Source organism: Tessaracoccus sp. MC1865 (assembly GCF_017815535.1).
GTDB lineage: Bacteria > Actinomycetota > Actinomycetes > Propionibacteriales > Propionibacteriaceae > Arachnia.
In genome coordinates, this window is the sequence record NZ_CP072596.1 from 1,381,566 (window position 1) to 1,403,785 (window position 22,220).

At 66.1% G+C, this 22,220-nt stretch carries 28 protein-coding genes and 1 other annotated feature; of the genes, 15 read left to right on the forward strand and 13 right to left on the reverse strand.

All coding sequences use genetic code 11. The annotated features are described in order from the left end of the window. Positions 1-26 precede the first annotated feature (26 nt). From J7D54_RS06290 to J7D54_RS06325, 8 genes are all read right to left on the reverse strand, one after another. Positions 27-1,325: a toprim domain-containing protein gene (locus J7D54_RS06290; protein ID WP_182764946.1), complete on the reverse strand. Its 1,299-nt coding sequence runs from the start codon at positions 1,323-1,325 to the stop codon at positions 27-29. Between the two features lie 32 nt (positions 1,326-1,357). Continuing rightward, the gene (locus J7D54_RS06295; protein WP_182764945.1) at positions 1,358-1,708 is read right to left on the reverse strand and encodes a DUF3846 domain-containing protein; all 351 of its coding nucleotides are present in this window, start codon (positions 1,706-1,708) and stop codon (positions 1,358-1,360) included. Positions 1,709-1,745: 37 nt separating this feature from the next. Further along, positions 1,746-1,964 (reverse strand): hypothetical protein, encoded by a 219-nt coding sequence (locus tag J7D54_RS06300; RefSeq protein WP_182764944.1) that lies wholly within the window; start codon positions 1,962-1,964, stop codon positions 1,746-1,748. A 448-nt stretch (positions 1,965-2,412) separates the two neighbouring features. Then, complete coding sequence (locus J7D54_RS06305; protein WP_182764943.1) at positions 2,413-3,018, reverse strand: DUF6349 family protein; 606 nt, start codon at positions 3,016-3,018, stop codon at positions 2,413-2,415. A gap of 4 nt (positions 3,019-3,022) precedes the next feature. After that, on the reverse strand, positions 3,023-3,295 hold the full coding sequence (locus J7D54_RS06310) for a hypothetical protein (RefSeq protein WP_182764942.1): 273 nt from the start codon (positions 3,293-3,295) through the stop codon (positions 3,023-3,025). Between the two features lie 27 nt (positions 3,296-3,322). Beyond that, positions 3,323-3,640 carry a hypothetical protein gene (locus J7D54_RS06315; protein WP_182764941.1) on the reverse strand — a complete coding sequence of 106 codons (318 nt, stop codon included), beginning with the start codon at positions 3,638-3,640 and terminating at the stop codon, positions 3,323-3,325. Between the two features lie 14 nt (positions 3,641-3,654). Then, on the reverse strand, positions 3,655-3,912 hold the full coding sequence (locus tag J7D54_RS06320) for a hypothetical protein (RefSeq protein ID WP_182764940.1): 258 nt from the start codon (positions 3,910-3,912) through the stop codon (positions 3,655-3,657). 454 nt (positions 3,913-4,366) lie between these two features. Then, on the reverse strand, positions 4,367-5,266 hold the full coding sequence (locus J7D54_RS06325) for a DUF4192 family protein (protein WP_182764939.1): 900 nt from the start codon (positions 5,264-5,266) through the stop codon (positions 4,367-4,369). Positions 5,267-5,952: 686 nt separating this feature from the next. On the opposite strand from J7D54_RS06325, the gene J7D54_RS06330 reads away from it, so the two are divergent. From J7D54_RS06330 to J7D54_RS06350, 5 genes are read left to right on the forward strand one after another with little or no spacing between them, the layout of a single operon-like run. After that, entirely contained in the window at positions 5,953-6,141 is a 189-nt protein-coding gene (locus J7D54_RS06330) for a hypothetical protein (protein ID WP_182764938.1), read from the forward strand. After that, on the forward strand, positions 6,138-7,280 hold the full coding sequence (locus tag J7D54_RS06335) for a sensor histidine kinase (protein WP_182764937.1): 1,143 nt from the start codon (positions 6,138-6,140) through the stop codon (positions 7,278-7,280). Before J7D54_RS06330 ends, J7D54_RS06335 begins: the two co-directional genes overlap by 4 nt. After that, on the forward strand, positions 7,277-7,918 hold the full coding sequence (locus tag J7D54_RS06340) for a response regulator transcription factor (RefSeq protein WP_182764936.1): 642 nt from the start codon (positions 7,277-7,279) through the stop codon (positions 7,916-7,918). The genes J7D54_RS06335 and J7D54_RS06340 overlap by 4 nt, the downstream gene beginning before the upstream one ends. 53 nt (positions 7,919-7,971) lie before the next feature. Beyond that, the gene (locus tag J7D54_RS06345; RefSeq protein ID WP_182764935.1) at positions 7,972-8,316 is read left to right on the forward strand and encodes a hypothetical protein; all 345 of its coding nucleotides are present in this window, start codon (positions 7,972-7,974) and stop codon (positions 8,314-8,316) included. A 52-nt stretch (positions 8,317-8,368) separates the two neighbouring features. Beyond that, positions 8,369-8,890 carry a hypothetical protein gene (locus J7D54_RS06350; protein ID WP_182764934.1) on the forward strand — a complete coding sequence of 174 codons (522 nt, stop codon included), beginning with the start codon at positions 8,369-8,371 and terminating at the stop codon, positions 8,888-8,890. 173 nt (positions 8,891-9,063) lie between these two features. On the opposite strand, the gene J7D54_RS06355 is transcribed toward J7D54_RS06350, so the two are convergent. Then, positions 9,064-9,321, reverse strand: a complete 258-nt coding sequence (locus tag J7D54_RS06355; protein ID WP_182764933.1) for a hypothetical protein — start codon at positions 9,319-9,321, stop codon at positions 9,064-9,066. 22 nt (positions 9,322-9,343) lie between these two features. Continuing rightward, positions 9,344-9,874 carry a hypothetical protein gene (locus J7D54_RS06360; RefSeq protein WP_182764932.1) on the reverse strand — a complete coding sequence of 177 codons (531 nt, stop codon included), beginning with the start codon at positions 9,872-9,874 and terminating at the stop codon, positions 9,344-9,346. Positions 9,875-10,331: 457 nt separating this feature from the next. Here J7D54_RS06360 and J7D54_RS06365 point away from each other — a divergent pair, with 457 nt between their 5' ends. Together J7D54_RS06365 and J7D54_RS06370 are read left to right on the forward strand one after the other, a co-directional pair. Continuing rightward, the gene (locus J7D54_RS06365; RefSeq protein WP_182764931.1) at positions 10,332-10,751 is read left to right on the forward strand and encodes a hypothetical protein; all 420 of its coding nucleotides are present in this window, start codon (positions 10,332-10,334) and stop codon (positions 10,749-10,751) included. Continuing rightward, positions 10,751-11,209: a hypothetical protein gene (locus tag J7D54_RS06370; RefSeq protein WP_182764930.1), complete on the forward strand. Its 459-nt coding sequence runs from the start codon at positions 10,751-10,753 to the stop codon at positions 11,207-11,209. The genes J7D54_RS06365 and J7D54_RS06370 overlap by 1 nt, the downstream gene beginning before the upstream one ends. A gap of 34 nt (positions 11,210-11,243) precedes the next feature. Here J7D54_RS06370 and J7D54_RS06375 read toward each other — a convergent pair whose 3' ends face one another. Further along, positions 11,244-11,765 (reverse strand): ClbS/DfsB family four-helix bundle protein, encoded by a 522-nt coding sequence (locus tag J7D54_RS06375; protein ID WP_182764929.1) that lies wholly within the window; start codon positions 11,763-11,765, stop codon positions 11,244-11,246. A 300-nt stretch (positions 11,766-12,065) separates the two neighbouring features. Then, positions 12,066-12,341 (reverse strand): DUF3800 domain-containing protein, encoded by a 276-nt coding sequence (locus J7D54_RS06380; RefSeq protein WP_182764928.1) that lies wholly within the window; start codon positions 12,339-12,341, stop codon positions 12,066-12,068. A gap of 232 nt (positions 12,342-12,573) precedes the next feature. Here J7D54_RS06380 and J7D54_RS06385 point away from each other — a divergent pair. From J7D54_RS06385 to serA, 8 genes are all read left to right on the forward strand, one after another. After that, positions 12,574-13,841, forward strand: a protein-coding gene (locus tag J7D54_RS06385) for an IS3 family transposase (RefSeq protein ID WP_182764961.1) whose coding sequence is annotated in 2 segments (ribosomal slippage) — positions 12,574-12,877 and positions 12,877-13,841 — 1,269 coding nt in all. Because the reading frame shifts where the segments join, the coding sequence is not laid out codon by codon here. Beyond that, positions 12,873-13,007: a sequence feature (AL1L pseudoknot), on the forward strand. (Overlaps the previous gene by 135 nt.) Positions 13,842-14,196: 355 nt before the next feature. After that, positions 14,197-15,195, forward strand: coding sequence for a LacI family DNA-binding transcriptional regulator (locus J7D54_RS06390; RefSeq protein ID WP_182764857.1), 999 nt, complete (start codon positions 14,197-14,199; stop codon positions 15,193-15,195). Positions 15,196-15,261: 66 nt separating this feature from the next. Beyond that, positions 15,262-16,767, forward strand: coding sequence for an ABC transporter substrate-binding protein (locus tag J7D54_RS06395; protein ID WP_182764856.1), 1,506 nt, complete (start codon positions 15,262-15,264; stop codon positions 16,765-16,767). A 6-nt stretch (positions 16,768-16,773) separates the two neighbouring features. Continuing rightward, positions 16,774-17,733 (forward strand): ABC transporter permease, encoded by a 960-nt coding sequence (locus J7D54_RS06400; protein ID WP_209455228.1) that lies wholly within the window; start codon positions 16,774-16,776, stop codon positions 17,731-17,733. Beyond that, positions 17,730-18,539: an ABC transporter permease gene (locus J7D54_RS06405; RefSeq protein ID WP_182764855.1), complete on the forward strand. Its 810-nt coding sequence runs from the start codon at positions 17,730-17,732 to the stop codon at positions 18,537-18,539. The genes J7D54_RS06400 and J7D54_RS06405 overlap by 4 nt, the downstream gene beginning before the upstream one ends. Then, on the forward strand, positions 18,536-19,363 hold the full coding sequence (locus J7D54_RS06410; RefSeq protein WP_182764854.1) for an ABC transporter ATP-binding protein: 828 nt from the start codon (positions 18,536-18,538) through the stop codon (positions 19,361-19,363). The genes J7D54_RS06405 and J7D54_RS06410 overlap by 4 nt, the downstream gene beginning before the upstream one ends. Further along, entirely contained in the window at positions 19,360-20,133 is a 774-nt protein-coding gene (locus J7D54_RS06415) for an ABC transporter ATP-binding protein (protein WP_182764853.1), read from the forward strand. The genes J7D54_RS06410 and J7D54_RS06415 overlap by 4 nt, the downstream gene beginning before the upstream one ends. Before the next feature lie 90 nt (positions 20,134-20,223). Continuing rightward, positions 20,224-21,414 carry a phosphoglycerate dehydrogenase gene (gene serA / locus J7D54_RS06420; RefSeq protein ID WP_182764852.1) on the forward strand — a complete coding sequence of 397 codons (1,191 nt, stop codon included), beginning with the start codon at positions 20,224-20,226 and terminating at the stop codon, positions 21,412-21,414. On the opposite strand, the gene J7D54_RS06425 is transcribed toward serA, so the two are convergent. After that, positions 21,415-22,203, reverse strand: a complete 789-nt coding sequence (locus J7D54_RS06425) for an inositol monophosphatase family protein (protein ID WP_182764851.1) — start codon at positions 22,201-22,203, stop codon at positions 21,415-21,417. Positions 22,204-22,220 lie beyond the last annotated feature (17 nt).

The window sequence follows — 22,220 nt, forward strand, 5'->3', positions numbered from 1 at the left end:
GAGGGTGGTGGGGTGAGCGGTTGTGCTTAGGGGGCCATTGTGTCGTCGAGGTCTGACATTTCTGGGGGGTTGGCGATGATGTGGGCGTAGTCGGGTTCGCTGGCGAGGGTGTTAGTGAGGTGGGCGATCGCGGCGGCGGCGGAGGCGATCTCCTGATCGCGAGCGGATGCGGGGAGCTGGTGGATGAGTCGGCCAGCGGCGGCAGCGATCGCGTAGCGCTTGTGGAGGTTGTCGGTGTCGATGTTGGGGTCGGTGAGCATGTCGCGGATGAGGGTGGAGGCCAGCGACGGGGCGATGCTGGGCAGTTGCAGGGCGATGGTGAGGCTGCCTGGGTCGTGCTCGAAGGCTTCGGCGGGGTCCTTCGGGGTTTGCTGGTCGAGGTGCGAGCTGAGGATCAGCTCGCGCGGGTCCAGCCCGTGGGCGGTGTAGGTGGCGAAGTCGCGTGCTGCGGCTGCCCGTCCGGCTGCGTCGGCGTCAGTGGCTGCCAGGACGATTCGGCTGGCGGGGGCGGCGGCGGTGATGAGCGCGGCCTGGTCATCGGTTAGGGCGGTTCCCATCGGGGCAAGTCCGACGGCGGAGCCCTGCCCTGCCAGGGTGATGGCGACGGCGTCCATGGGCCCCTCGACTCGGACCGGGGTGGCTCCGCGGTTCAGTGCGGCGCGTCCTTCGTCGAGGCCGAACAGGAGCTGGCCCTTGTCGAAGATGGTGGTGGTGGGGCTGTTGATGTACTTGGGGGTGCCGGCGGGGGCGCCGGGGGCGCAGCGGGCGGAGAACCCGACGATGAGACCGGCGCTGTTGGTGACGGCGAAGGTCACGCGGTCGCGGAAGATGTCGATAAGGGTGCCGCGCTTGCTCACGGTGGCGAGCCCTGCGGCGACGAGGTCGGCGTCGGCGGCGTTGAGGGTGGCGCGAAGGTGGTCGACGAGGGTGGTCCAACCTGCCGGGGCGTAGCCGATGGTGTAGCCGGCGGTGTCGATAACCGGGCCGAAGCGTGCGTGCATGTAGCGCTGGGCTCCCGAGCCGGTGTACTGCCCGGTGTAGAAATCGGCAGCCGCCTGGACGAGGCGCTGAAGGTGGGCATCCTCGGCGGACAGTGCCGGTGCTGTGGTGACCGTGGCGGTCATCGCGGCGCGGAGGATCTCCAGCGTCTCGTTCGGGCTGGCGTCCGGGGCGATCCGGGTGAGGAGCGCTGACGCGGTGTCCTCAGCGGTGACCAGCTGCTCGACGGCGGTCTTGAGCTCGGCCCACAGCGGTGAGCCGGTCAGGATGCCGATCTCACGGGCGGGCATGGTGTCGAGGAGGGCCTCGTCGAGCGTGCGGGTCATGGGTCTGGGTTCCTTGCTTGGGAGTCTACGGCTTAGGCGCCGGCCGGGGTGTGGCCGAGGAGTAGATCGGCGGCTGCCTGGGGGATCGAGGTGAACTCCTCGTCATCGTCGCCAAGGATGAGGACGTCTCCGACGAGCGGGCCGGTGGGGTGGCCGAACAGGAGAGTGGCCGGCATGTTGACCCCCCGGCGACCGGTGATCCGTCCCCACTCGTCGACCACGACGACCAGACCGGCCTCCTCGGCAACGTCGCTGTAGACGGTCTCGATGTAGTCGGCGCCGATCGCCGCAGCGATGGTGCGCCAGTGGTTCTCGACCTCGACGAGAGTGGGAGTGCCCTGATCAGGGATGAGAAGGCCGGTGATGGTGGCGGTGTTGCTCATGGTGAGTTCTCCTAGCGGGGTGAGTGGTGTGAGTGGGTTAGGCGGTGACGCGGCGGATGGCGTCGTCGATGAGTCGCTGCTGGTTGCGGCTGGAGGCCAGGGTGGTGATCTGGTCGGACCACCAGGACAGGTAGCGGTCGCTGAAGCGGTCGCCGTCCTTGGTGACGAGGATGGTGCCCTTGGGTCCGGTGATGTTGACGCCGGAGTTGCCCAGGTCGTTGGTGTAGCTGGTGACGGTCACGGTATCGAGGGCCATGGTGAGTGCTCCTAGTGGTGCGTGTGGGCTTGGCTGGTCCCGCCTTTGTTTTTGCCCTTCTGGGCGATGGGAATCCTGGACGGGAGCGGGGTTGCTGTCCGCCCCCGGAGCCCGGGGACCGGAGCGAAATCGTCGGCGGAGTATGCGAGCTTGCGAGCGCGTCGGTGATTTCGTGAGGACCGGTAGGGAGCGCGGAGCGCTGGGGGTGGCGGCGTTCTCGCGGACGGCCACGATGGAGACGCCAGAAGGGAAAAATTGGGTTGACACGTAGTGTCTGGGGTCGCGCCGTAGGCGTGTCGTTGTGGCACGCGGAGCGTGCTGCCGGCCCTGTGGGCCAGTGGTCTGCCGGCGCCGTAGGCGTCGACGTTTCGGGGTTCTGGGGTGTGCGAGGGGATTGGTTCCCCTCGCCCGGGCCCCGTCGGGGCCCGGAGCGTTGGGTGTCGTTCGGCTACATGGTCTCGGCCGCGATGTCGTAGCCCTTCCATGGGCTGCGTCCGGCCACCGCGCGGCTCGCGGATGGATGTTCGCGGGCGGTGACGATCGGTGCGCCGTCGAACTGCCATTGGGCCGGGTAGTGTTCCTGAGCCCACGCGGTGACGTTCTTCGTCTTGGCGGGGACGGCGGGCAGGTCGCGCCATCCGGGCATCGCGTGGTCGTGCCACGCGATCACCACCTCGCTTTCGGCTCCGATGCGGTGCCATTGGCACTGTTCGCAGATCGCCTGATACATGAGCTTTCCGGGCAGCGGTGCGGCGGTGTGGTCGTGGTCATCCTCGTCGCAGCGGGTATCTGCGGACAGGACCACGAGGCTGTGGCCGGACTCCAGATTGACGTCACGCACTGTGAAGAGCGGGTTCCACGTGTGCCACATGTGGCTGCGCGGGATGCAACCGAAGTGGCCGTGCTCCGCGATGTAGCGGTCCCACGCGGCTTCCAGCTCCGTCACCGGGTAGTAGTCGGTGGTGTAGGCGAGCGGCGCGCCGTGCCAGGGGGTCTCAGCGACCTCCTGGCGGCGCAGCTCGTCGAGGTCGAACAGGCAGTCTTGATCCAGCATGGTCCTAGCTCTCGTCGTCTCGGATGCGGATGTGGGTGACCTTCGGCAGCGCAGCTGCGAGAGTGAGGATCCACTCGTAGGCGGCGCGGGTGCCCTCGATGTGGATGACCGCGTCGCTGGGCGTGTCGTTCTCGACGACGTCGGCCAGCATGTCGAGCCACTTGGCGAACCGCTCGCCGCTGTGGTCGCTGGTGAGGCTCTCGTGGACGGTGAGGTGGGGGCTGCTCCAGATGGCGTCGCCCTTCGGGGTGAGCGCTGCGCAGACGATTTCGGCCATGATCGGGTCGCCTTCGAGTGGTGAGTGTCAGTGGGTGGGGAACTTCGGGACGGGGGCGATCTCGAAGATGTCGCCCTCGACGTAGTTGAGCATCTGGCCGGTGGCTGGGTGGGTCGCGGTGTAGTGGTAATCACCGTCGATCCAGTCGATGTTCCATCCGGCGTCCATGAGCGCGTCGACGAGCTGATCGTCGCCGCCGGACCCGGCGAAGAAGGCGATGGTGCCGCCTGCGGCGAGCTGAGGGTCGCTGCCGAGGATGCGGCCGACTTCCGCGACGGTGGTGGGGCGCTGGGTACGGATCAGATCGAGCTGGGCGGCGATCGCGGCCCAAAAGGTGGAGAGCATGCGGGTGGGTCCTTTCAGTGAGCGGCGCGGTAGTAGGAGAGGCCTGCGGGGGTGACGGCGTGCACCTGGCCCTGGGTGCGGCCGTAGGAGTCGGCCGGCAGGGCGTTGAAAGCCGCCTCGGCCTTGTCCTTGGTGGTGTAGAGGTTGGCCCCGTGGCCGGGGGTTCCCGGGTCGATGTTCGGGTGGCCTTGGTTGAGGGCGGCGCCGAACACCGTCACCCACTCCGAGCCGGTTTCGCGGCGACCGATGGCCCAATACGTCGCGTTCTTCATGGTGAGTGCTCCTAGTGGTGTGTGTGGGGCTTGGCTGGTCCCGCCTTTGTTTTTGCCCTTCTGGGCGATCGTGGATCTTGGGCGGGAGCGGGGTTGCTGTCCGCCCCCCGGTAGCCCGGGGACCGGAGCGAAATCGTCGGCGGAATAAGCGAGCTTGCGAGCGCGTCGGTGATTTCGTGAGGACCGGTAGGGAGCGCGGAGCGCTGGGGGTGGCGGCGTTCTCGCGGACGGCCACGATGGAGACGCCAGAAGGGAGAAAATGGGTTGACACGTAGTGTCTGGGGTCGCGCCGTAGGCGTGTCGTTGTGGCACGCGGAGCGTGCTGCCGGCCCTGTGGGCCAGTGGTCTGCCGGCGCCGTAGGCGTCGACGTTTCGGGGTTCTGGGGTGTGCGAGGGGATTGGTTCCCCTCGCCCCGTGGGGGCCGGCTCGATGCCGGCCCCGGGGAGGCTGTGGCTACGGTCGCCACGTCTTCGGGTCGATCCCTCGGGTCAGGATGGCGTCAAGGATGGGCACCAGCTCGTGGTCCGGGTCGACGTTGCGCAGCTGCTCGTGGGACTCGGTGAGGGCCGCGCCACCTCCGCTGAGCCACGCTGCCCACGCCATGATGGCCACGGCGTCACCCTCGGCCTCGTCGAGGGCGTTGCGGCGGATCTCGATGAGGCGCGGCAGCCACTGGCTGGCCTCGTCACGGGTCATCGTGTCGATGAGGGCGCCAATGTGCTCGTGCACGCCAGCCACGGCCTGAAGGGCCTCCGCCATCGTCAGCGCCGACACCCTCGCCAGCAGATTGCGGGTGAACTCGTAGCGCGCCTCGCTGGTGGGGTGCTGCTCCTGGAGCTCTGCGAGCGCGTCGGGCTCCTCGTCGGCTAGTGCGCTGCGGTCGGCTGCCGGGCGCATGGCGGCGACGACGTCGTCGCGGCTCTGGTGGATCGTGTGATCCTCGTACAGTGCGCTGAGCACTGGGGTGCTGGACCGGAGATCGACGGGCTGCGCGTCGTAGATGCTGCCGTCGTCGGCGGCGTGCCATGCGGTGGCCGCGTCCGTGACGAGGAAGTGAAGCATGTCCACCTCGAAGTGTGCGACGAACGCTGCGACCTTCCTCGCGATGGCGTGGGGGTCCTGCTCGGTGTAGACCAGCACGATGATCTCGGTGACGTCGTTGGTGTGGATGGCGTCGACCAGCTGGTTCGGGGTTGTATCCATCTCGGACAGGTCGAGACGTCCGCAGAACAGCGGGTTGTTACCGCGCATGGCCATGACGACCACGGACTCGCTCGGGTAGAACCCGTACATGGTGACGGTGGTGGCAAGCAGGTCGTCGACGGTGCTGATGCTCATGGTCTTCTTGTTCATGGTGAGTGCTCCTAGCGGCGTGTGGGGGGCTTGGCTGGTCCCGCCTTTGTTTTTGCCCTTCTGGGCGATGGGAATCCTGGACGGGAGCGGGGTTGCTGTCCGCCCCCCGGAGCCCGGGGACCGGAGCGAAATCGTCGGCGGAATAAGCGAGCTTGCGAGCGCGTCGGTGATTTCGTGAGGACCGGTAGGGAGCGCGTAGCGCTGGTGGTGGCGGCGTTCTCGCGGACGGCCACGATGGAAACGCCAGAAGGGAAAAATTGGGTTGACACGTAGTGTCTGGGGTCGCGCCGTCAGGCGTGTCGTTGTGGCACGCGGAGCGTGCTGCCGACCTTTCCCCCGGTGTGGCACGAGCTGCACGGTGCCTCGGTTCTTAGGCGGCGATGTCGTGGCGCGGGCGACAGGTGGGAGTGGCTGCTGGCCGATCGGACAGTTTCCTGATCGAAGACCGTCCGGTCGGACACGCTATCCCGGTAGGCAGTCCTCTCTCCCGGAGCGTTCAGTAGCGTGAGGCGGGACACAAGCAGATCGTTGGGCGTCACGGATGGAACTGCCGTTTGCGGGCGAGTCTCATCCGCACGTCGGAGTGGGCCGTGATGTGCTGCCGTAGCTGGGGGCAGGGTCTCGGACGTGAGTTTGTGTCGGTAGGTTGGCGGCAGATCATGCCCGTAAAGCTTGAGGGGACCCTGATGCAACTCCGTTTTCGATTGGCGACGGCCCTGTTGATTACTACGTTCGCTGCGTGGCCTGGCAGCGCGGCGGCGGCCTCGCCGACGCACGGGATGCCGACGGTGGAGCAAGCTGCGGTGCAGACCGTGGCAGCAGGGGCCTGCCCGTGGCTGATGCGGCTGCTGGGCATCTGTGACCGGGGCGCATGACGCAGTTGGTGAGCAAAGAGGTGATTTCTGAATCGCGTGCTCCTGCTCTGACGAGATGGGAGATGTGGGTCTTCCCAGCGGTGGCGGTGTTCCTAGCCTTGGCCGTGTTGTATTACGGCGCAATTGATGGGCTGCGTCTTGGCGCGATGGCCGTCTCGGTAGCGGCGGTGATGGCTGGTGGGGTCGCGCCTTGGTGGCCGCGGGCATCGGCTGTGGCTGCGGTGGTATTGGCCAGTATGGCTGTGGTGCTGATGCCAGACCAGTACACAGGGGCGCTGAGCGGCTTGTTATTGCCTTTGGTGGCATGCATGACCGCTGGGCATGTGTGGTTCAGCGCAGCATTGGCGCTGTGGGTGCTGTCTCTCCACAGTGTCGACTACTGGAACTCGGTGTCGTCGCCGACGCTGGCCGGCTTCATCCCATCGATCGTGCTGGAGCTTGCTCTGGTGGCCTGTGCAGTGCTCATCGGGTACGCACTGCGGGCTGGACGCCGACGCCGGGAGCAGGAGAGTTCGGAGGCAATCGTCTCGCTCCGGAGGGAGATCTCCCGCGAGTTGCATGACACGGTCGCTTACGAGTTGTCGGTGGCGGCGCTGAGAGCGGATATCTGCCAGGAACAGGGCCAGGCCAGCAGTGAGGACTTGGAGATCATCGCGGGGCAGTGCCGGCGGGCGATCGCGGATATGCGCAGCATCGTGCGGCTGCTGCGGGCCGAGGATCCCCATCACCCCCGCAATCTCGTGGTGCCGACTCAGGCGCTTATCAAACAACGCTCGGAGGCCCTGAAGGAGGCAGGTTTCCAGTGGGCCCAGCACGTGGACTTCGAGTTCGACCAGTTGCCTCGGCCTGTCAATGAGACGCTGTCGAGGATCCTGGTCGAGGTGTTCAACAACATCGAGCGCCATGCCGCACCCGGGCAGTGCTCACTGATTGCGTCGTGGACCGGGCCGCAGGTGGAGGTGTCAATCACCAACCCCTACCGGGCCAACGATGCTGCCACATCTGACCGCCCCAGGTTCGGGATCCTCGGTATGAGCGAACGGGCTACGGCGGCTGGTGGATTGCTGACGGCCACCGCTCATGCGCAGTGGTGGATGGTTCGCTTGTCTCTGCCCGCCGCACAGGTGAGGACCGCATGAGGCTCGTGAAACAAGAGCCCGTCAGCGTGGTCTTGGCCGACGATGACCTGTTCGTCCGGGAGACCCTCGGGTCCCTGATCGCTGCCCAGGAGGGATTTCATCTCGCAGGTACCGCTGCAGATGGCGAGGAAGCATTGGAGCTCATCGCCTCGTCACCGCCTCGGGTGGCGTTGGTCGACATCCAGATGCCTGTCTTGGACGGATTGCAGGTCTTGGCCAGGGCCGTCGTTCTCAGCCCTGAGACCCGTGTGTTGATGCTGACTTCGTTCGATGACAACGTGACCATTCGCACCGCCTTGAGCCGCGGCGCCCACGGCTACCTTCTCAAGAGTGCGCGTCCTCGCGCCATTCTCGATGCCATCCGTGCAACTGCGACCGGATCCAGTGTGGTGTCGCCGGAGATCCTCGAGACCTTGGCACCCGAAGGTAGCCCTCTTCCTGAGTCAGTGGATCTCACTGAAGCGGAACTTGATGCGCTGCGGCTCTTGGTCCTGGGCAAGTCCAATGCCGAGATCGCCGCCGACCTCTACTTGTCGGAGTCATCAGTCAAGGCGCGCCTGGCAAGCGCCGCGGCGAAGCTCAACACCCACTCCCGGGTGTCAACCGCAGTGCGCTGCATCCAGATGGGCTTGGTCTGACTGATGCCGCGCATCGACCAAGCGACCGAAACTCGAGAGACCAGAGGCCAGAAATGGACGTGATCGTAAAGCTCTTCGTTGTGACTATTGTCGGTTGCGCGGTGGCTCTCTTCGACGTGCTGCCGCTTTGGCGGGTGGGTGTTGCCGGGGCATTGCTGGCGGTGGTGATCGTTGGTGTCTCCATGGTCCAACGCACCGGGGCTCGGCCGACGCTGGCCTATCACTGCGCGACATCGATTGCAGTGTTTGCCACGATCAGCGCCTCGATGATCGGCCACCCGGCCTTTCCGCAGATGACGGGCATGGCTCTCGTCGCGGCCGTGGCCAGCATCGCGATGCGTCAATGGATCCACACACCGGCGACGAATCCGGAGCTGCCCGCCGATGACATTGACTGAGCTTGCCCGGGCAGAAGGTATCCATCAAAGAGAATGGTGAGATCGAAGGGAGATGACCAGGAAGAACGAGGCGCACTGGCAGCATTTTGAGGAGATGGCTCAAGCCCCGGAGCTGCGGGTCATCGGGATTATGCCTCAGGTCCCTCCCGGTGATCTGAGTGCTGACTTCATCGACCATATGGAAGTCGCCCGCAATGATGACTATGCGGGGAGGTTTTCCTTCGTGCTGCTGGCGATGATGCATTTCTTTCCTCGGTGTGTGGTCTACGTCGAGGCCGACCGGAGGAAGGACTACAGGATGTTTCGCGGTGCCAGGCCCAAACGGGATGTGGGTGGATTCCCTCCTGAGAAGCTGGAGGCCTACATCCGTGCCACAATGCAGGGCGGTACCGTCGGTATGTTCTTCTACTTCACCGATCCAGATGTCTGGATCCGCCTCGAAGGCCGCTTCGACATGACATCCTCGGCGAGGACCCGCAATTCGATGCGCTGCTCAGTAAGGTGGTCGCCTCCCAAGGGCTCTTCTTGCATCGGGCCAACGATCTCTTCCAACGCGTCATCGCCGAGCTATTGAGGATCAGCTGGGCCCGCCCGAAGGATGCAGCGGTATCGGCGCGTGATCAGTCAACGGTATGGGGACGAGCTTCAGCCTCGGTGCAGTTGGGCCTTCAGCCGGCACATGATCAACCTCGTCGAGACGTTGCTGTTGAACAATGCCTCGACGAGGTTGATTGGCTTGGTTGAGTGTCAGGCTCGGCTGAGGTCCTCTATGGCTTGGGTGATGGACACGCCGGGGTGTTTGTCCCGGTGCCGGCGGATCTCAGATGGGGAGGGGACGCCATTGAGGCCCAACTGAAACTCCTTGGCGGGTGTCGCTCCGAAGAAGAAGATCATCATTGACACCAATGCCAGACCGCTTGCTGCGAGGAACTGCCCATCTCCGGCGAAGAGTGCAGAACTCACTAAGAAGAGAAAACCTGCACCTAGTTCGATGGATTTGATCATTGTCATTGGCTCCTTCCGAGAGTCAGCTGAAGCACTGAGTCTTGATCGCGGTGATTCCGAAGAGCTCACCTGCCAGTCCTGCGAGGGCGCCTCCTGCGGCCTTCATCTTCTCATAGGAGAAACTTGCGCCCCACATGACCTTGACCGCCTCAGTGACGCCTCCGAGGCTCTTGATCAGCTTCTTGATCTTCAGAATCTTGGCAGCAGCGAACAAGTTGGAGGCGAGGAATGCTGCGATGGCTCCAGTGCAGCCGAGGATGCTTGCGCGCGGCACCACCAAGTTGTTGGCCACCCAGTCGTGCGTGGCGACGTCCCCAGCTTCCAGTACGGAGGTGGGAATCTGATCGATGAGTTCCAGGGCGCTCATGAGGTCGGCTGCGGTGGTCGTGAGCCTGGGATTGAGTGCGGGTTCCGCCGTGGCAACCTGGGCAGAGGCATAGGAAGGGGTCGGGGTCGTTTCCGCTGCATTCGCCGGGGTGCACAACCCTGCTCCGCCGATCGCCACTGCGAGGATCGTCATCGAGGCCAAGGCGTTCCTGACACGGGGTTGCATTTGATAGCTCCTTCTTCCATGGCTGCGTCATCGGATCTCGATGCGCTTGCACTCCTCATCGTGCCGTCTCCTGGCTCTCCCAACAACGGTCATCTGGCCAGTCTGCGTTGTCTGGTCGGATGGAGTTTCGGCGCCGTGATGGACGGATGGCTGCCGTGCGCGGATGGGGATCCTGGGCTACTTGCGGGCAGCGTCTTGGCTCATTTCCAGAGGGCATGCGGGTCCCCGCTCAGTTACACCGAGAGGACCGTCGACACCGGGCCTCTACTATCCAATCGGTCTGACATTGACCTCCATTTGGGCAGGGCTGGTTCTGTGCTGCTCGTGAGGCCTTTCTTGTCTCGTATGGTCACACCATCGGCTACTACATGAAGAGGTAATCATGACTCGATCACACCCGCGTACGAGACTGGTCGCTGCGGCGCTCACCGCAGCCACTGCGGTGGCAGGATGGGGCTTGACCCCCGCCATTTCCCACGCGACGCCCCAGCCAGCCGCCGTTGTTGCTGCCACCCACCAAGCCTCCACCACGTTCGGCGGTCTGACAGCACCACAGTGGCTCGAGGTGGCCAACACAGCCCGTGCCGCGGGCGATCTCCAAGCCGCCCACGCAGCAGGAGAAGCAGCTGGCCGCGCTGATGGGATTGCATCACGTTCGTGGACTGCGATCGCGAAGAAGGCCATCAAAGCTGCCCTGACTTACGGCCGTCCGTATCTGCCGAAGACGATCCGGCCCTGGGCCGACAAGATCGTGAAGGTCATCGATCAGATGAGCGCCACCACCGAATACGGGATCACGATCTTCCTTGTCAACCAAGGGTTGCCGGTGGATGTCGCCCGAGCAACTGCCCAGTGGATCGTGTTCTTCCTGATCTGATGAGCGCTGATGATCCGGCTCGACACGGCCCCGCGTGGGTACCGCTGCTCCTGGCAGGTGCCGTCCTCGTGGCGGCCCTGCCGATGCTCGCCGGGATCGTTGTGACGGCTGCGGTTCCGTGGTTTGGAACGCTGCGGGTCCCCGTCTGGACGGTGCTGCTGCACGTGTTGTGGATGTACCCGGTGCTGTGGCTCTATTCGTTGGTCGCTGATCCCATCGAGAAGTTCTACGTCACCGCCGCGACGCACAACCCTGGCCGTAACCCGGGCCGGCTCCCGCCAGGGTTCTGGATCGAGCGCTTGGCGGACGTGGCGGCATGGCTCGTGCTGGCGTTGATGTACACCGTGGTGTTCACCGACACCGTGGGTGTGCTCGTTTCATCGCTGCTGACAGCCCTGCTCTACAAGCCCACCCTTGCCCTGCTCGAACGCACAGCACCTCCAGAGAACGACAGCTGACCCGACTGGGCCTGGACATCTGCCGGCAACGAGTTCACTCGGCTTGGCGAGCTGGGCCGGTGCGGAGCCAGGCTCTGATGCGGCCGCGGGCGTTGGTGTAGGGCGATGACGTGTTGAACGAGATCATGCGCCCCATGGTCCACTTGCCGTACCAGGGCTCGCCGTAGAGTTCCTCGTTGGAGTAGCCCTCGGTGAGGGTGAGGATCTCGTTCTTGGCGTCGAGGAGTTGGCCGCGCAGGCCGTCCCATGGTTCGGAGGCGTGTTCGGCGTAGTAGCGCTGTGCGAGCAGGCCCAGTTCGTTCCACTTGATGCCGGGGGCGGGGAATTCATCTGGGAGTCCCTCGGCGCGTCGTCGGTGCCAGGTGAGGACTTGCTGGTTCCAGCCGATCAGGTAGGCGACCAGATCGGCCGGGCTCATCATGGTTCCAGCGGCATGACCAGCCAGCACCGGTTCGCGGGCGGCGTCGGCCGGAACTCGGTCGAGGTCCTTGTCCAACTGCTGGTAGGTCTTCTCGATCGCCGCGATGAGTTCGTCCTTGCTGGCAGGAACAGTCACTGCGGGCCCCTGACGCGAAGACGATGATCATGGTGAGAATGCATGGGGCCTCTCCTTCGGGCACGGGAACTCACCCAAAGGATACGACTCTGTATGGAGGCGGTCTGCAAGGGTGTGCCACGGGGCCACCTCAAACTCCATCCAAGGTCCAACTCTCGCAGCAAGAGCAGGCGGGGCGAAGCTGTTGAGGAGCGATTGTGGTACAGTTTGCAGTGCAGACCCCCCCACACACGTGGATCAGGGGGTCTAGCTGTTTTGTGCGGCGCCTCGTCTGGCCGGCGCCGTACATCCCGCGGGGGGTCAGAGCCTTTCCGGTGTCCGGCGGGGATCTCTGGCAGCTAGATACTGGTGATACCAGTTGGCGGCAAACTCGTTCTTGGGATGAGGATCTGCGACGACGTGTGCACACCACGCAACCAGATCTGCCATCTGGACCAGCTGCGAGTGTGACGAGTCCAGATAGATTGCATCCTCGATCACCCGGCGCTGCCCCAAGCTGAGACCACGATGGGTAGTGCGGTAGATGGAATCACTGCCGTCGCCATCCATGAAGATCAGCGCCAACGAGTCGCTCACAGCCAGTTCTTCCTAGAACGCCGGACCAGAGCGCTGTAGGCGGTATGCCGAGTTTGGGCCACGTCCTCGGGAGCCCCATGTCGGAACACCGCACCAACGGTGAGGCCCTCGGTCGATGCGAGCGTCGAGAGGCACTCGACCGCGACTGCTCGCCCCAGGTCCTTCCAGTACGGCTGGCTGAATCGCACTGGGTTGGTTGGAGTCTCCATCGTTTTGAAACGAGGATGGTCTCATGCCGAAGGACACCACCCCGGGGAAGCCGACCACGCGTCGCTACAGCCCTGAAGAGAAGGCCGCTGCGGTGCGGATGGTCAGGACACTGCGTGCCGAGTTGGGAACCGGGCACGGCACGGTGCAACGCGTCGCGGCCCAGCTCGGTTACGGCACCGAATCGGTGCGTTCCTGGGTTCGCCAAGCTGACATCGATGAGGGCCACGTCGCCGGGGTCAGCACCGGCGATTCGGAGAGGTTGAAGGCGCTTGAGCAGGAAAACCGTGAGCTCAGGCGTGCCAACGAAATCTTGAAGAGGGCAGCGAGTTTCTTCGGGGCGGAGCTCGACCGCCAGCACAAGAAGTAGCCGCGTTCATCGACGCCAACCGCGACGACATCGTCGCGGGACGGCGTTTGGGGGTCGAGCTCATCTGCCGCGTGTTGCAGGTGGCCCCAAGCAGCTACTACGCGATCAAGGGCCGGCAACCCTCGGCACGGGCTCAGCGTGATGAGGTGATGGGCCCAGTCGTGCGGCGGCTGTGGGAGGACAACTACCGCGTCTACGGTGCGCGGAAGATCTGGAAGGCAGCCCGACGTGCAGGTCACGACGTGGGCCGCGACCAGGTCGCCCGACTGATGCGCGCCGCCGGGATCGAAGGCGTGCGGCGAACCAAACGGGTCCGCACCACCAAGCCCGACCCGGGCATGCCGCGGCACCCCGACCTGGTCCGCCGCGACTTCACTGCCACGGCACCGAACCAGCTGTGGGTCACCGACCTGACGTTCGTGCCGACCTGGGCCGGCATCGCCTACGTCTGCTTCATCATCGACGCCTGCTCGAGAATGGTCGTCGGTTGGCGGGTCGCGTCCCACATGCGGACCACGATGGTCCTCGACGCCATCGAAATGGCCCGCTGGTCACGCGGCACTCAGCTCGATGGGCTGCGGTGTCACTCCGATGCCGGGTCCCAGTTCACGTCGATCCGCTACGGCGAGCGCCTCGCTGAGATCGGTGCGGTGCCCTCGATCGGCACCGTCGGCGATTCGTATGACAATGCCCTCGCCGAGACGGTGAACGGCTACTACAAGGCCGAGTTGATCCGCGGCCCGGCCCGTGAAGGACGCCCCTGGAAGACGGTGGAAGACGTCGAACTCGCCACACTGAGCTGGGTCCACTGGCACAACCACCAGCGCTTGCACAGCTATCTGTCCGACGTCCCACCAGCAGAGTTCGAGGAAACGCTCTACGCTACGAAACGGACCGACCAACACCTGGTCGGAATCCAATAGCCCGAGCCTCCATCAGGCCCAGTGCGATTCACACTGATTTGGTGTTGTATCTGTTTGCCATCGAGACGAAACGGTGCCGGTGCCTCGACCCAGCCGTCGACTTCGGCATCACCAAAGGTCAACCACTCCCAGAGGTCAGAAACCCCAGACCCAGAGGTCACAGGTTCAAATCCTGTCCCCGCTACTACCGGAAGACTCCCGGCCAGATATCTGGCCGGGAGTTTTTCTCATGCCCGTGCTGCATCGCCCACGGGCGGCCCGCTCGACCAGTTGGATGTGATGCTCGGCCGCGTCGCTTGACCCCGGCGTCGTTGCAGAGCACCATTGCTGCAACTTGAACGATCCAGGGGGTGAGATGAACAAGCCGACGCTTGCGAGCCTGGCCGCCGAGTTGAACCTGTCACGGCAGACGGTTTCCAATGTCCTCAACTTCCCCGACAGGGTGCGCCCGGAGACCCGGGCGCGGGTCCAGGAGGCCATCGAACGCTCCGGTTACCGCCCCTCGGCGGCGGCCCGCGCGCTGCGCAACCAGCGGGCCATGTCGCTCGGCCTCAGGTTGAGCAATCCCCGCAACGGCATCAGTGGCTCCATCATGGACGCCTTCACCCACTCACTCGTCGAACGGGCCGATCAGAGCGGCTACCGCGTCGTGCTGTTCCCGGCGCGCACCAACGACGAGGAGGTGGACAAGCTCGTCGAACTGCGCCGCACGCTGGCCATCGACGCCTGCATCCTCACCGACACCTGGCTCGACGACCGTCGTCCGGAGCAGCTGAAGGACGCAGGCGTACCTTTCGCGGCCTTCGGCAGACCGTGGGGCGCGCCCGATCACGGGCGCTGGGCTGACGTCGACGGCCGCGCCGGCGCAGCCGAGGCGGCTGCCCACCTGCGGAGCCAGGGGCACGAGCGCATCGGGTACCTGGGCTGGTCCGACGGCTCCCCGGTGGGCAAGGACCGGCGCGCCGGCTGGGCTGAGGCCCTTGGGCTCACGCCCGAAGCGGAGCACGAACTGGCGGTCGAGGTGGAGGACACCGTCGACGACGGCGCAGCCGGCATGACGCAACTGCTGGCGATGGGGGCGACGGCGGTGGTCTGTGCCTCCGACACCCTCTCGCTGGGCGCGTTCACCGTGCTGCGCCGACGCAGTGAATCCGGCCGGTGGATCATCGGTTTCGACAACACCCCCGTGGCGCGGGAGCTCGGCATCTCCAGCATGGCGCAACCCGTGGAGGAGGTGGCGGCGACGGTGTTGGACATGGTTCTGGCGCAGATCGCAAACCCCGGGGTGGACCTGACGGGCGTCACCATACCCCCGGTCCTGATCGCCCGTGACGGCTCAGGAGCGATTGGATGATCGCGCACCAAAAACCTACTGGTTACACTGATGACGCTCTAGCCAGACCCTCGAAGGGAACCCCTCATGCGCCGTAGCAGCCTGTCGGTGGCCGTCATCCTGGCCCTCGTGGCATCGGTGGTGCTGAGCGCCTGCGCCCGCCCTGACCCTGCCCCGGAGACAGCCGAGTCGACGCTCAACATCGGCGTCACCACCCGGCCTGACGGCCTCGACCCCATCACCGTGGCCGGTGCGGGCACGCCGTTCGTGCTGCTGTACAACGTCTACGAGACGCTGGTGAAGGTGGACTCGGACGGCAACATCAAGCCGCTGCTGGCCAACGAGTGGCGGATCTCCGAAGACTCGCTCGTGTACACCTTCACGCTGGAGTCCGGCGCCCAATTCGCCTCCGGTGCTGCGCTGGACGCGGAGGCGGTCGTGGCCAACTTCGAGCGCAACCGCGGCGACACCGCGACGGCGCAGATCCGGGACAAGTGGGGACCTGTCGACACCATCGAGGCCATCGACGAGTCCACCGTCGAGATCACGCTGAAGCAGCCGTCGCATGCCTGGCTGTACGACCTGAGCGGCCCGATGGGGATCGTGGCCGATCCCGCAGGCTTCGGCACCATCAACACCGTGCCCGTGGGCTCCGGTCCCTATGTCTTCGACGCGTGGGAAGAGGGCTCCTACATCCAGCTCAAGCCCAACACGAACTACTGGGGCACCCCGGGCCGCTTCTCCGACGTGTACTTCCGCTACTACTCGGACCCCAACGCCATGAACGCGGCGATGCTCTCGGGACAGCTCGACATCATCTCGAACCTCACCGTGCCGCAGTCCATCGAGCAGTTCCGCGACGAGTCGCGCTACACCATCCATGAGGGCACCACCACGGGCGAAGTGGTGCTCGGCTTCAACCACGGATCCGAGCCCCTCAAGGACCTCAAGGTCCGTCAGGCCATCAACCACGCCATCGACCGCGAGGCTCTCGTCGACGCGGTCTGGGCGGGCATGGGGCCGCTGATCGGCTCGCACGTGCCGCCGACAGACCCCTGGTACGAGGACCTCTCGCGGGCCTACCCGTTCGACCCGGCCAAGGCGCGCGAACTGCTCAAGGAAGCGGGCCACGAGTCCGGCCTCACGCTGCGCCTGCGCGTCCCGGTGCTGCCCTACGCGCCGCCGTCGGCCCGTTTCATTGCCGAACAACTCAAGGCCGTGGGCATCGATGTCGTGGTGGAGGAACTCGAATGGGGCCGCTGGCTCGAGCAGGTCTACGGCAACCACGACTATGACATGACGATCGTGGCCCACGTGGAACCGCGCGATATGACGGCGTTCTCGTTCGAGGGCAACTACTGGGCCTACAACAACCCCGAGTACAACGAGCTGTTGAAGGAGGCCGACGCCTCACTCACCCCGGAGGAGCAGACCGAGAAGCTGAAGGAAGCCGCCCGTCTCCTGTCCGACGATGCGGCCGCCGACTGGCTGTTCCTGCTGCCCAGCATCATCATCACCACCCCCGACATCTCGGGCGTCCAGGTCAACCAGATCTCTCTGTCGTTCGACCTGACGATGCTCGCCAGGGGCTGATCGCGCGTGGCCCTGCGACGGGTGCTGGTGCGGGCGGCGTGGCTGTTCGCCAGCCTGCTGCTGGCCTCGTTCCTGATCTTCGTGGTGGCCAACGCCCTCCCAGGCGACATGGCCCAGATCATCCTCGGCTCCAACGCGGCGCCGGGTGAGGCGGAGGCGCTGCGGGAGCGGCTCGGCCTCAACCGCCCGTTCGGGTTGCGGTACCTCGAGTGGCTCTGGGGTGTGCTCCGGTTCGACTTCGGCGCCTCCTACATCAGTGGCCGCGCCGTCGCGCCCCTGATCGCCGCGCGCCTGGAGGTGACGCTGTCGCTGGCCATCCTGGGCATGCTCGTCGCGGTGCTGGTGGCGGTTCCGGCGGGGGCGTACGCGGCGGTCCGACGGCGGCACGCCGACGGAGCGGCCGTTTCCGCCCTGTCGCAGGTGGGGCTGGCCGTGCCCGCCTTCTGGGCCGGCATCTGGCTGGTGATCATCTTCGCGATCCAGCTGCGCTGGCTACCCGCCGGCGGTTACGTGTCGTACTGGGACTCCATCGGCGAGTGGCTCACGCGGCTCGTCCTGCCCGTCGTCTCGCTTGCACTGGTGCAGGGCAGCGTCATCTCGCGCTACGTGCGCTCGTCGGTGATCGAGGTCATGCAGGAGGACTACTTCCGCACCGCCCGCGCCGTCGGCTGGTCCAGGGCCGGGGCCCTGTTCCGGCACGGGCTGCGTAACATCGCCATCTCGCTGCTGACCGTCATCGGCCTCCAGTTGGCGACCCTGCTGGTGGGCGCCATCATCATCGAGCAGGTCTTTGCGCTGCCGGGCCTGGGTTCCGCGCTGCTGCTGGCTGTGTCACAGCGAGACCTCGCCGTCGTCCAGGCCATCGTGTTGCTGTTGGTGTGGAGCGTGCTGGTGATCAACTTCTTGGTGGACGTCGCCTATCAACTCATCGATCCCCGTCTCCGACGTGCGGCGGACGCGGCATGAAGCGCGCGACGCTCTACACAGGTCTCGTCCTCATCGGCGCGGTGGTGATGTTCGCCGTGGCCGGCGTCTTCTGGACCCCGTACAACCCCACAGCGATGGTGGGCGAGCGGCTGGCTGAGCCCGGCTGGCCCCACCTGTTGGGCACGGACGGATTCGGCGCCGACATCTTCTCCCGCATCATCAACGGCGCGAAGATCGTGCTCCTCGTGGGCATCGTGTCGGTGGCCGGGGCCGCCGTCGTCGGCGTGCCGGCCGGGATCTTCGCCGGTATGAAGCGCGGCTGGATGGGGGAGATCCCCGCCCGCCTGGCCGACATCCTCTACGGCTTCCCGGCGCTGCTGCTGGCCATCCTGTTCGCCGCCGCCCTGGGCGGGTCGACCTGGACGGCGATGCTCGCGATCTCCATCGCCACCGTCCCCGCCTTCCTGCGCATCGCACGGGCCGCGACGTTACAGGTGATGTCGCAGGGCTACGTCGAGGCGGCCCGCCTCAGCGGGACCCCCGGGACGGCCGTGGCGGTGCGCCACGTGCTGCCGAACATCGCCCCTGTGCTGGGAGTGCAGGCGTCGGTGAGCTTCGGCGTGGCGATCCTTGCCGAGGCCGGGCTCTCGTATCTGGGGCTCGGTTCACGGGCCTCCGAGCCGACGTGGGGCCGCATGCTGCGCGAGGCGCAGGACTACATCTTCAGCGAGCCCATCCAGGCGTTGTGGCCCGGCCTGGCGATCGCAGTCGCCACGCTGGGCTTCAACCTCCTGGGGGACGGTCTGCGAGACCTCCTCGACCCACGGCTGACGGAGATCCGGTGAGTTACCTCGAGGTCACGGACCTGACGGTCACGTTCGGGCGACACCAGCGCAGGGCCGTCGACGGTGTGTCGTTCACCGTCGACGCCGCCGAGAGCCTCGGCATCATCGGCCAGTCCGGGTCCGGCAAGTCCGTCACCGCACTGGCCATCATGGGACTGCTGCCGGACCATGCCCAGGTCACCGGCTCCATCCGGCTGGACGACCGTGAACTGGTGGGCCTGCCCGAACGGGAATACCGGGCGTTGCGCGGCGACGACATCGCGATGATCTTCCAGGAACCCATGACCGCGCTGGACCCGACGATGCGGGTGGGCCGCCAGATCGGTGAGGTCGTCGCACTGCACCACGGCGACCGCCGTGGCCGGATCCGCCCCGAAGTCCTCGCCTGGCTCGGTCGGGTGGGCATCACGGATCCCGAACGCATCGCCGACTCGTTCCCGCACGAGCTCAGCGGTGGTCAGCGCCAGCGGGCGCTGATCGCCATGGCGCTGGCCAACCGGCCCGGGCTGGTGCTCTGCGACGAGCCCACCACCGCGCTCGACGTGCTCGTCCAGCGCCAGATCCTCGCCCTGCTCGCCGAGCAACTCGAGGGCCGCTCCGCGCTCTTCGTCTCCCATGACCTCGCCGTCGTGCGCCAGATCGCCGCCCGCGTGATCGTCATGCTGGACGGACGCATCGTCGAGGAGGGGCCCATCAGCTCCGTGATCGCCCAGCCGCAGCATCCCTACACCCAGGGCCTCATCGCCTCTGCGCGCATCGATGCGGTGCCGCCCGGCGAGCGGCTCCCCTCAGTGGCGGATTTCTACCGGGTGGAGGAGGCATGAACATCGTCGAACTCCGTGGCGCAGCCGTGACCTACCGCAGGGCCGGGCGGCCGTTCGTCGCGCTGCACCCGTCGAACGTCGTGGTGGCGCCGGGCGAGCGCGTCGGGATCGTGGGCGGGTCCGGTTCCGGCAAGACGACCATGGCCAGGCTGATGCTCGGCCTGGTACCGCCGTCGGAGGGGGACGTGCTGTTCGACGGCCGCTCCATCGTCGGCCTCCCCGAACGGAAACGCGGCTGGCTGCGGGCCTCCGCCTCCATGGTGTTCCAGGATCCGAACTCCTCGCTCAACCCGCGGATGAAGCTGCGCGACATCGTCGCCGAACCGTTGCGTTCACCGGTGCTGCGGGGGAGGGGCGATGTGCCTGAACCCTCCGTCGAGGTGGTGGCCCGGGCCCTGGAGGGCGTCGGGTTGAGCGCCGACACGTTGGACCGGTTCCCGCACCAGCTCTCCGGCGGTCAGCGCCAGCGGGTGGCGATCGCCCGCGCGCTGATCTCTGACCCCGCGTTCCTCGTGGCGGATGAGCCGGTGTCGGCGCTGGACGTCTCGGTGCGGGCCCAGGTGCTCAACCTGCTCACCGACGAAGTGCGGGAACGCTCGCTGGCGTTAGTGCTGGTGTCGCACGACCTGGCGATCGTGCGCCACATGTGTGACCGGGTTCTGGTGGTGGAGCGCGGCCACATCGTCGAGGAGGGCGCTGTCGCCGACGTGCTGGACCACCCGCAGCAGCCGTACACCCGGGCGCTGGTGGACGCCACCCTGACGTTGTAAGGGTTTCCGCCGCTCAGGACGGGGCGATTCGCTCATGGCTGATTGGACGGGCGCGAACTCCACGGGTGCGGGCGCGTAAAGTGTCCCATCGTGAAGGCACTCCTCCTTGAGAACATCCATGAAGACGCCGTGAAGTCCCTCGAAGCCAAAGGCTTTGAGGTGGAGCTCCGCCCCGGCGCCCTCGCAGAGCGCGACCTTGTCGCGGCGCTCGACGGCGTTGACTACCTCGGCATCCGGTCTCGCACCCACGTCACCCGGAAGGTGCTCGAAGCGGCGCCCCAGCTGAAGTCGATCGGCGCCTTCTGCATCGGCACCAACCAGATCGACCTCGAGGCAGCCACGGAGCTCGGTGTCGCCGTGTTCAACGCGCCTTACTCCAACACCCGCTCGGTCGTCGAACTCGCCATCAGCGAGATCATCGCGATGGCGCGGAGGCTGACGGACCGCAACCGCGACATGCACAACGGTGTCTGGGACAAGTCCGCCGTCGGATCGCACGAGGTGCGTGGCCGCACCCTGGGCATCGTGGGCTACGGCAATATCGGCTCGCAGTTGTCGATCGTCGCCGAGGCGCTGGGCATGCGGGTCCTGTTCTACGACGTCGCCGACAGGCTCGCGCTGGGCAACGCCCGTCGCGTCGAGAGCCTCGACGCCCTGCTGGCCCAGGCCGAGACGATCTCGGTGCACGTGGACGGCCGTTCGGAGAACAAGGACCTGTTCGGCGCGCAGGAGTTCGCCAAGATGCGCCCCCGCTCGCTGTTCCTGAACCTGTGCCGCGGCCACGTCGTCGACCTCGACGCGCTCCACGACTCGCTGGTCTCCGGGCACCTGGCCGGCGCTGCCGTCGACGTCTACCCGACGGAGCCCAAGAGCAAGGACGAGCCCTTCGTGTCGAAGCTGCAGGGCCTCAGCAACGTGATCCTGACCCCGCACGTCGGGGGTTCCACGCAGGAGGCGCAGGAGGACATCGGGCGTTACGTGGCCGGCAAGATCAACGACTACCAGAACGCCGGCTCCACGTCGATGAGCGTCAACCTGCCGGAGGTCGCGGCCGGTCCGGTGCGCGAGCGTCGCATCGTGCACCTGCACCACAACGTGCCCGGCGTGATGGCCCGCCTGAACTCCCTGCTGGCCAAGCACGACATCAACATCCTGTCGCAGACGTTGTCGACGAAGGGTGCGCTGGGCTACGCCATCACCGACATCGCCGCGGCGGATGTCAACGGGCTGCTCACCGAGCTCGAGGCCCTCGACGAGACGCTGCGCGTCCGGGTGCTCTGATCAGCTGAGGTAGCCGAGGACGGCGTCGTGGAGGAGCCCGTTGGTGGCGAGTGCACCAGGGCCCTTCACGCCGTCCTCGCCGCTCAGGTTCGTGAAGCGGCCGCCGGCCTCGCGCACGATGATGTCGAGGGCCGCCATGTCGTACAGCTCCAGATCCGGCTCCGCCGCCACGTCGACGCACCCCTCGGCCACCAGCATGTAGCTCCAGAAGTCGCCGTAGGCGCGGGTGCGCCACGACTCGCGCATGAGGTCGATGAATCCCTGGCCCTTGCCTGAATCGACCCACTCCGCGATGTCCGAGTAGGACAACGACGAGTCCGCGATGTTCTCCACCTTGCTCACCCGCAGCTCGGTGGCGTTGAGGATGGAGCGGCCGGTGTAGGCGCCGCCGCCCGACGTCGCCCACCAGCGCCTCCCCAGGGCGGGCGCCGACACGACGGATGCGACGATGTGACCCTCGACCTCGAGCGCGATGAGCGTGGCCCAGACCGGGACGCCGCGCAGGTAGTTCTTGGTGCCGTCGATGGGGTCGATGATCCAGCGCCGCGGGGAGTCGCCGCTGTCGGCGAACTCTTCGCCGTGCACCGCGTCGCGGGGGCGGGTGCGTGCCAGGGTGCGGCGGATGGACTCCTCGACGGCGGTGTCGGCTTCGGTGACCGGGGTCGCATCCGGCTTGGACCGGACCTGGAGGTCCAGCGCCTTGAACCTGCTCATAGAGAGCGAATCAGCGTCGTCGGCCATGAGATGTGCGAGGCGCACGTCGTCGGTGAGGTCCTTTGTCTGTGCCATGGCACCACCGTAGCGGC

What these genes read in the sequence shown, in the direction of transcription:
- J7D54_RS06335 (WP_182764937.1), top strand. Translation starts at nt 6,138, where the DNA reads ATGACGCAGTTGGTGAGCAAAGAGGTGATTTCTGAATCGCGTGCTCCT.
- J7D54_RS06415 (WP_182764853.1), top strand. Translation starts at nt 19,360, where the DNA reads ATGAACATCGTCGAACTCCGTGGCGCAGCCGTGACCTACCGCAGGGCC.
- J7D54_RS06320 (WP_182764940.1), bottom strand. Translation starts at nt 3,912, where the DNA reads ATGAAGAACGCGACGTATTGGGCCATCGGTCGCCGCGAAACCGGCTCG.
- J7D54_RS06315 (WP_182764941.1), bottom strand. Translation starts at nt 3,640, where the DNA reads ATGCTCTCCACCTTTTGGGCCGCGATCGCCGCCCAGCTCGATCTGATC.
- J7D54_RS06330 (WP_182764938.1), top strand. Translation starts at nt 5,953, where the DNA reads ATGCAACTCCGTTTTCGATTGGCGACGGCCCTGTTGATTACTACGTTC.
- J7D54_RS06370 (WP_182764930.1), top strand. Translation starts at nt 10,751, where the DNA reads ATGAGCGCTGATGATCCGGCTCGACACGGCCCCGCGTGGGTACCGCTG.
- J7D54_RS06345 (WP_182764935.1), top strand. Translation starts at nt 7,972, where the DNA reads ATGGACGTGATCGTAAAGCTCTTCGTTGTGACTATTGTCGGTTGCGCG.
- J7D54_RS06325 (WP_182764939.1), bottom strand. Translation starts at nt 5,266, where the DNA reads ATGAACAAGAAGACCATGAGCATCAGCACCGTCGACGACCTGCTTGCC.
- J7D54_RS06395 (WP_182764856.1), top strand. Translation starts at nt 15,262, where the DNA reads ATGCGCCGTAGCAGCCTGTCGGTGGCCGTCATCCTGGCCCTCGTGGCA.
- J7D54_RS06310 (WP_182764942.1), bottom strand. Translation starts at nt 3,295, where the DNA reads ATGGCCGAAATCGTCTGCGCAGCGCTCACCCCGAAGGGCGACGCCATC.
- J7D54_RS06350 (WP_182764934.1), top strand. Translation starts at nt 8,369, where the DNA reads ATGACCAGGAAGAACGAGGCGCACTGGCAGCATTTTGAGGAGATGGCT.
- J7D54_RS06405 (WP_182764855.1), top strand. Translation starts at nt 17,730, where the DNA reads ATGAAGCGCGCGACGCTCTACACAGGTCTCGTCCTCATCGGCGCGGTG.
- J7D54_RS06425 (WP_182764851.1), bottom strand. Translation starts at nt 22,203, where the DNA reads ATGGCACAGACAAAGGACCTCACCGACGACGTGCGCCTCGCACATCTC.
- J7D54_RS06300 (WP_182764944.1), bottom strand. Translation starts at nt 1,964, where the DNA reads ATGGCCCTCGATACCGTGACCGTCACCAGCTACACCAACGACCTGGGC.
- J7D54_RS06390 (WP_182764857.1), top strand. Translation starts at nt 14,197, where the DNA reads ATGAACAAGCCGACGCTTGCGAGCCTGGCCGCCGAGTTGAACCTGTCA.
- J7D54_RS06290 (WP_182764946.1), bottom strand. Translation starts at nt 1,325, where the DNA reads ATGACCCGCACGCTCGACGAGGCCCTCCTCGACACCATGCCCGCCCGT.
- J7D54_RS06305 (WP_182764943.1), bottom strand. Translation starts at nt 3,018, where the DNA reads ATGCTGGATCAAGACTGCCTGTTCGACCTCGACGAGCTGCGCCGCCAG.
- J7D54_RS06295 (WP_182764945.1), bottom strand. Translation starts at nt 1,708, where the DNA reads ATGAGCAACACCGCCACCATCACCGGCCTTCTCATCCCTGATCAGGGC.
- J7D54_RS06355 (WP_182764933.1), bottom strand. Translation starts at nt 9,321, where the DNA reads ATGATCAAATCCATCGAACTAGGTGCAGGTTTTCTCTTCTTAGTGAGT.
- J7D54_RS06340 (WP_182764936.1), top strand. Translation starts at nt 7,277, where the DNA reads ATGAGGCTCGTGAAACAAGAGCCCGTCAGCGTGGTCTTGGCCGACGAT.
- J7D54_RS06360 (WP_182764932.1), bottom strand. Translation starts at nt 9,874, where the DNA reads ATGCAACCCCGTGTCAGGAACGCCTTGGCCTCGATGACGATCCTCGCA.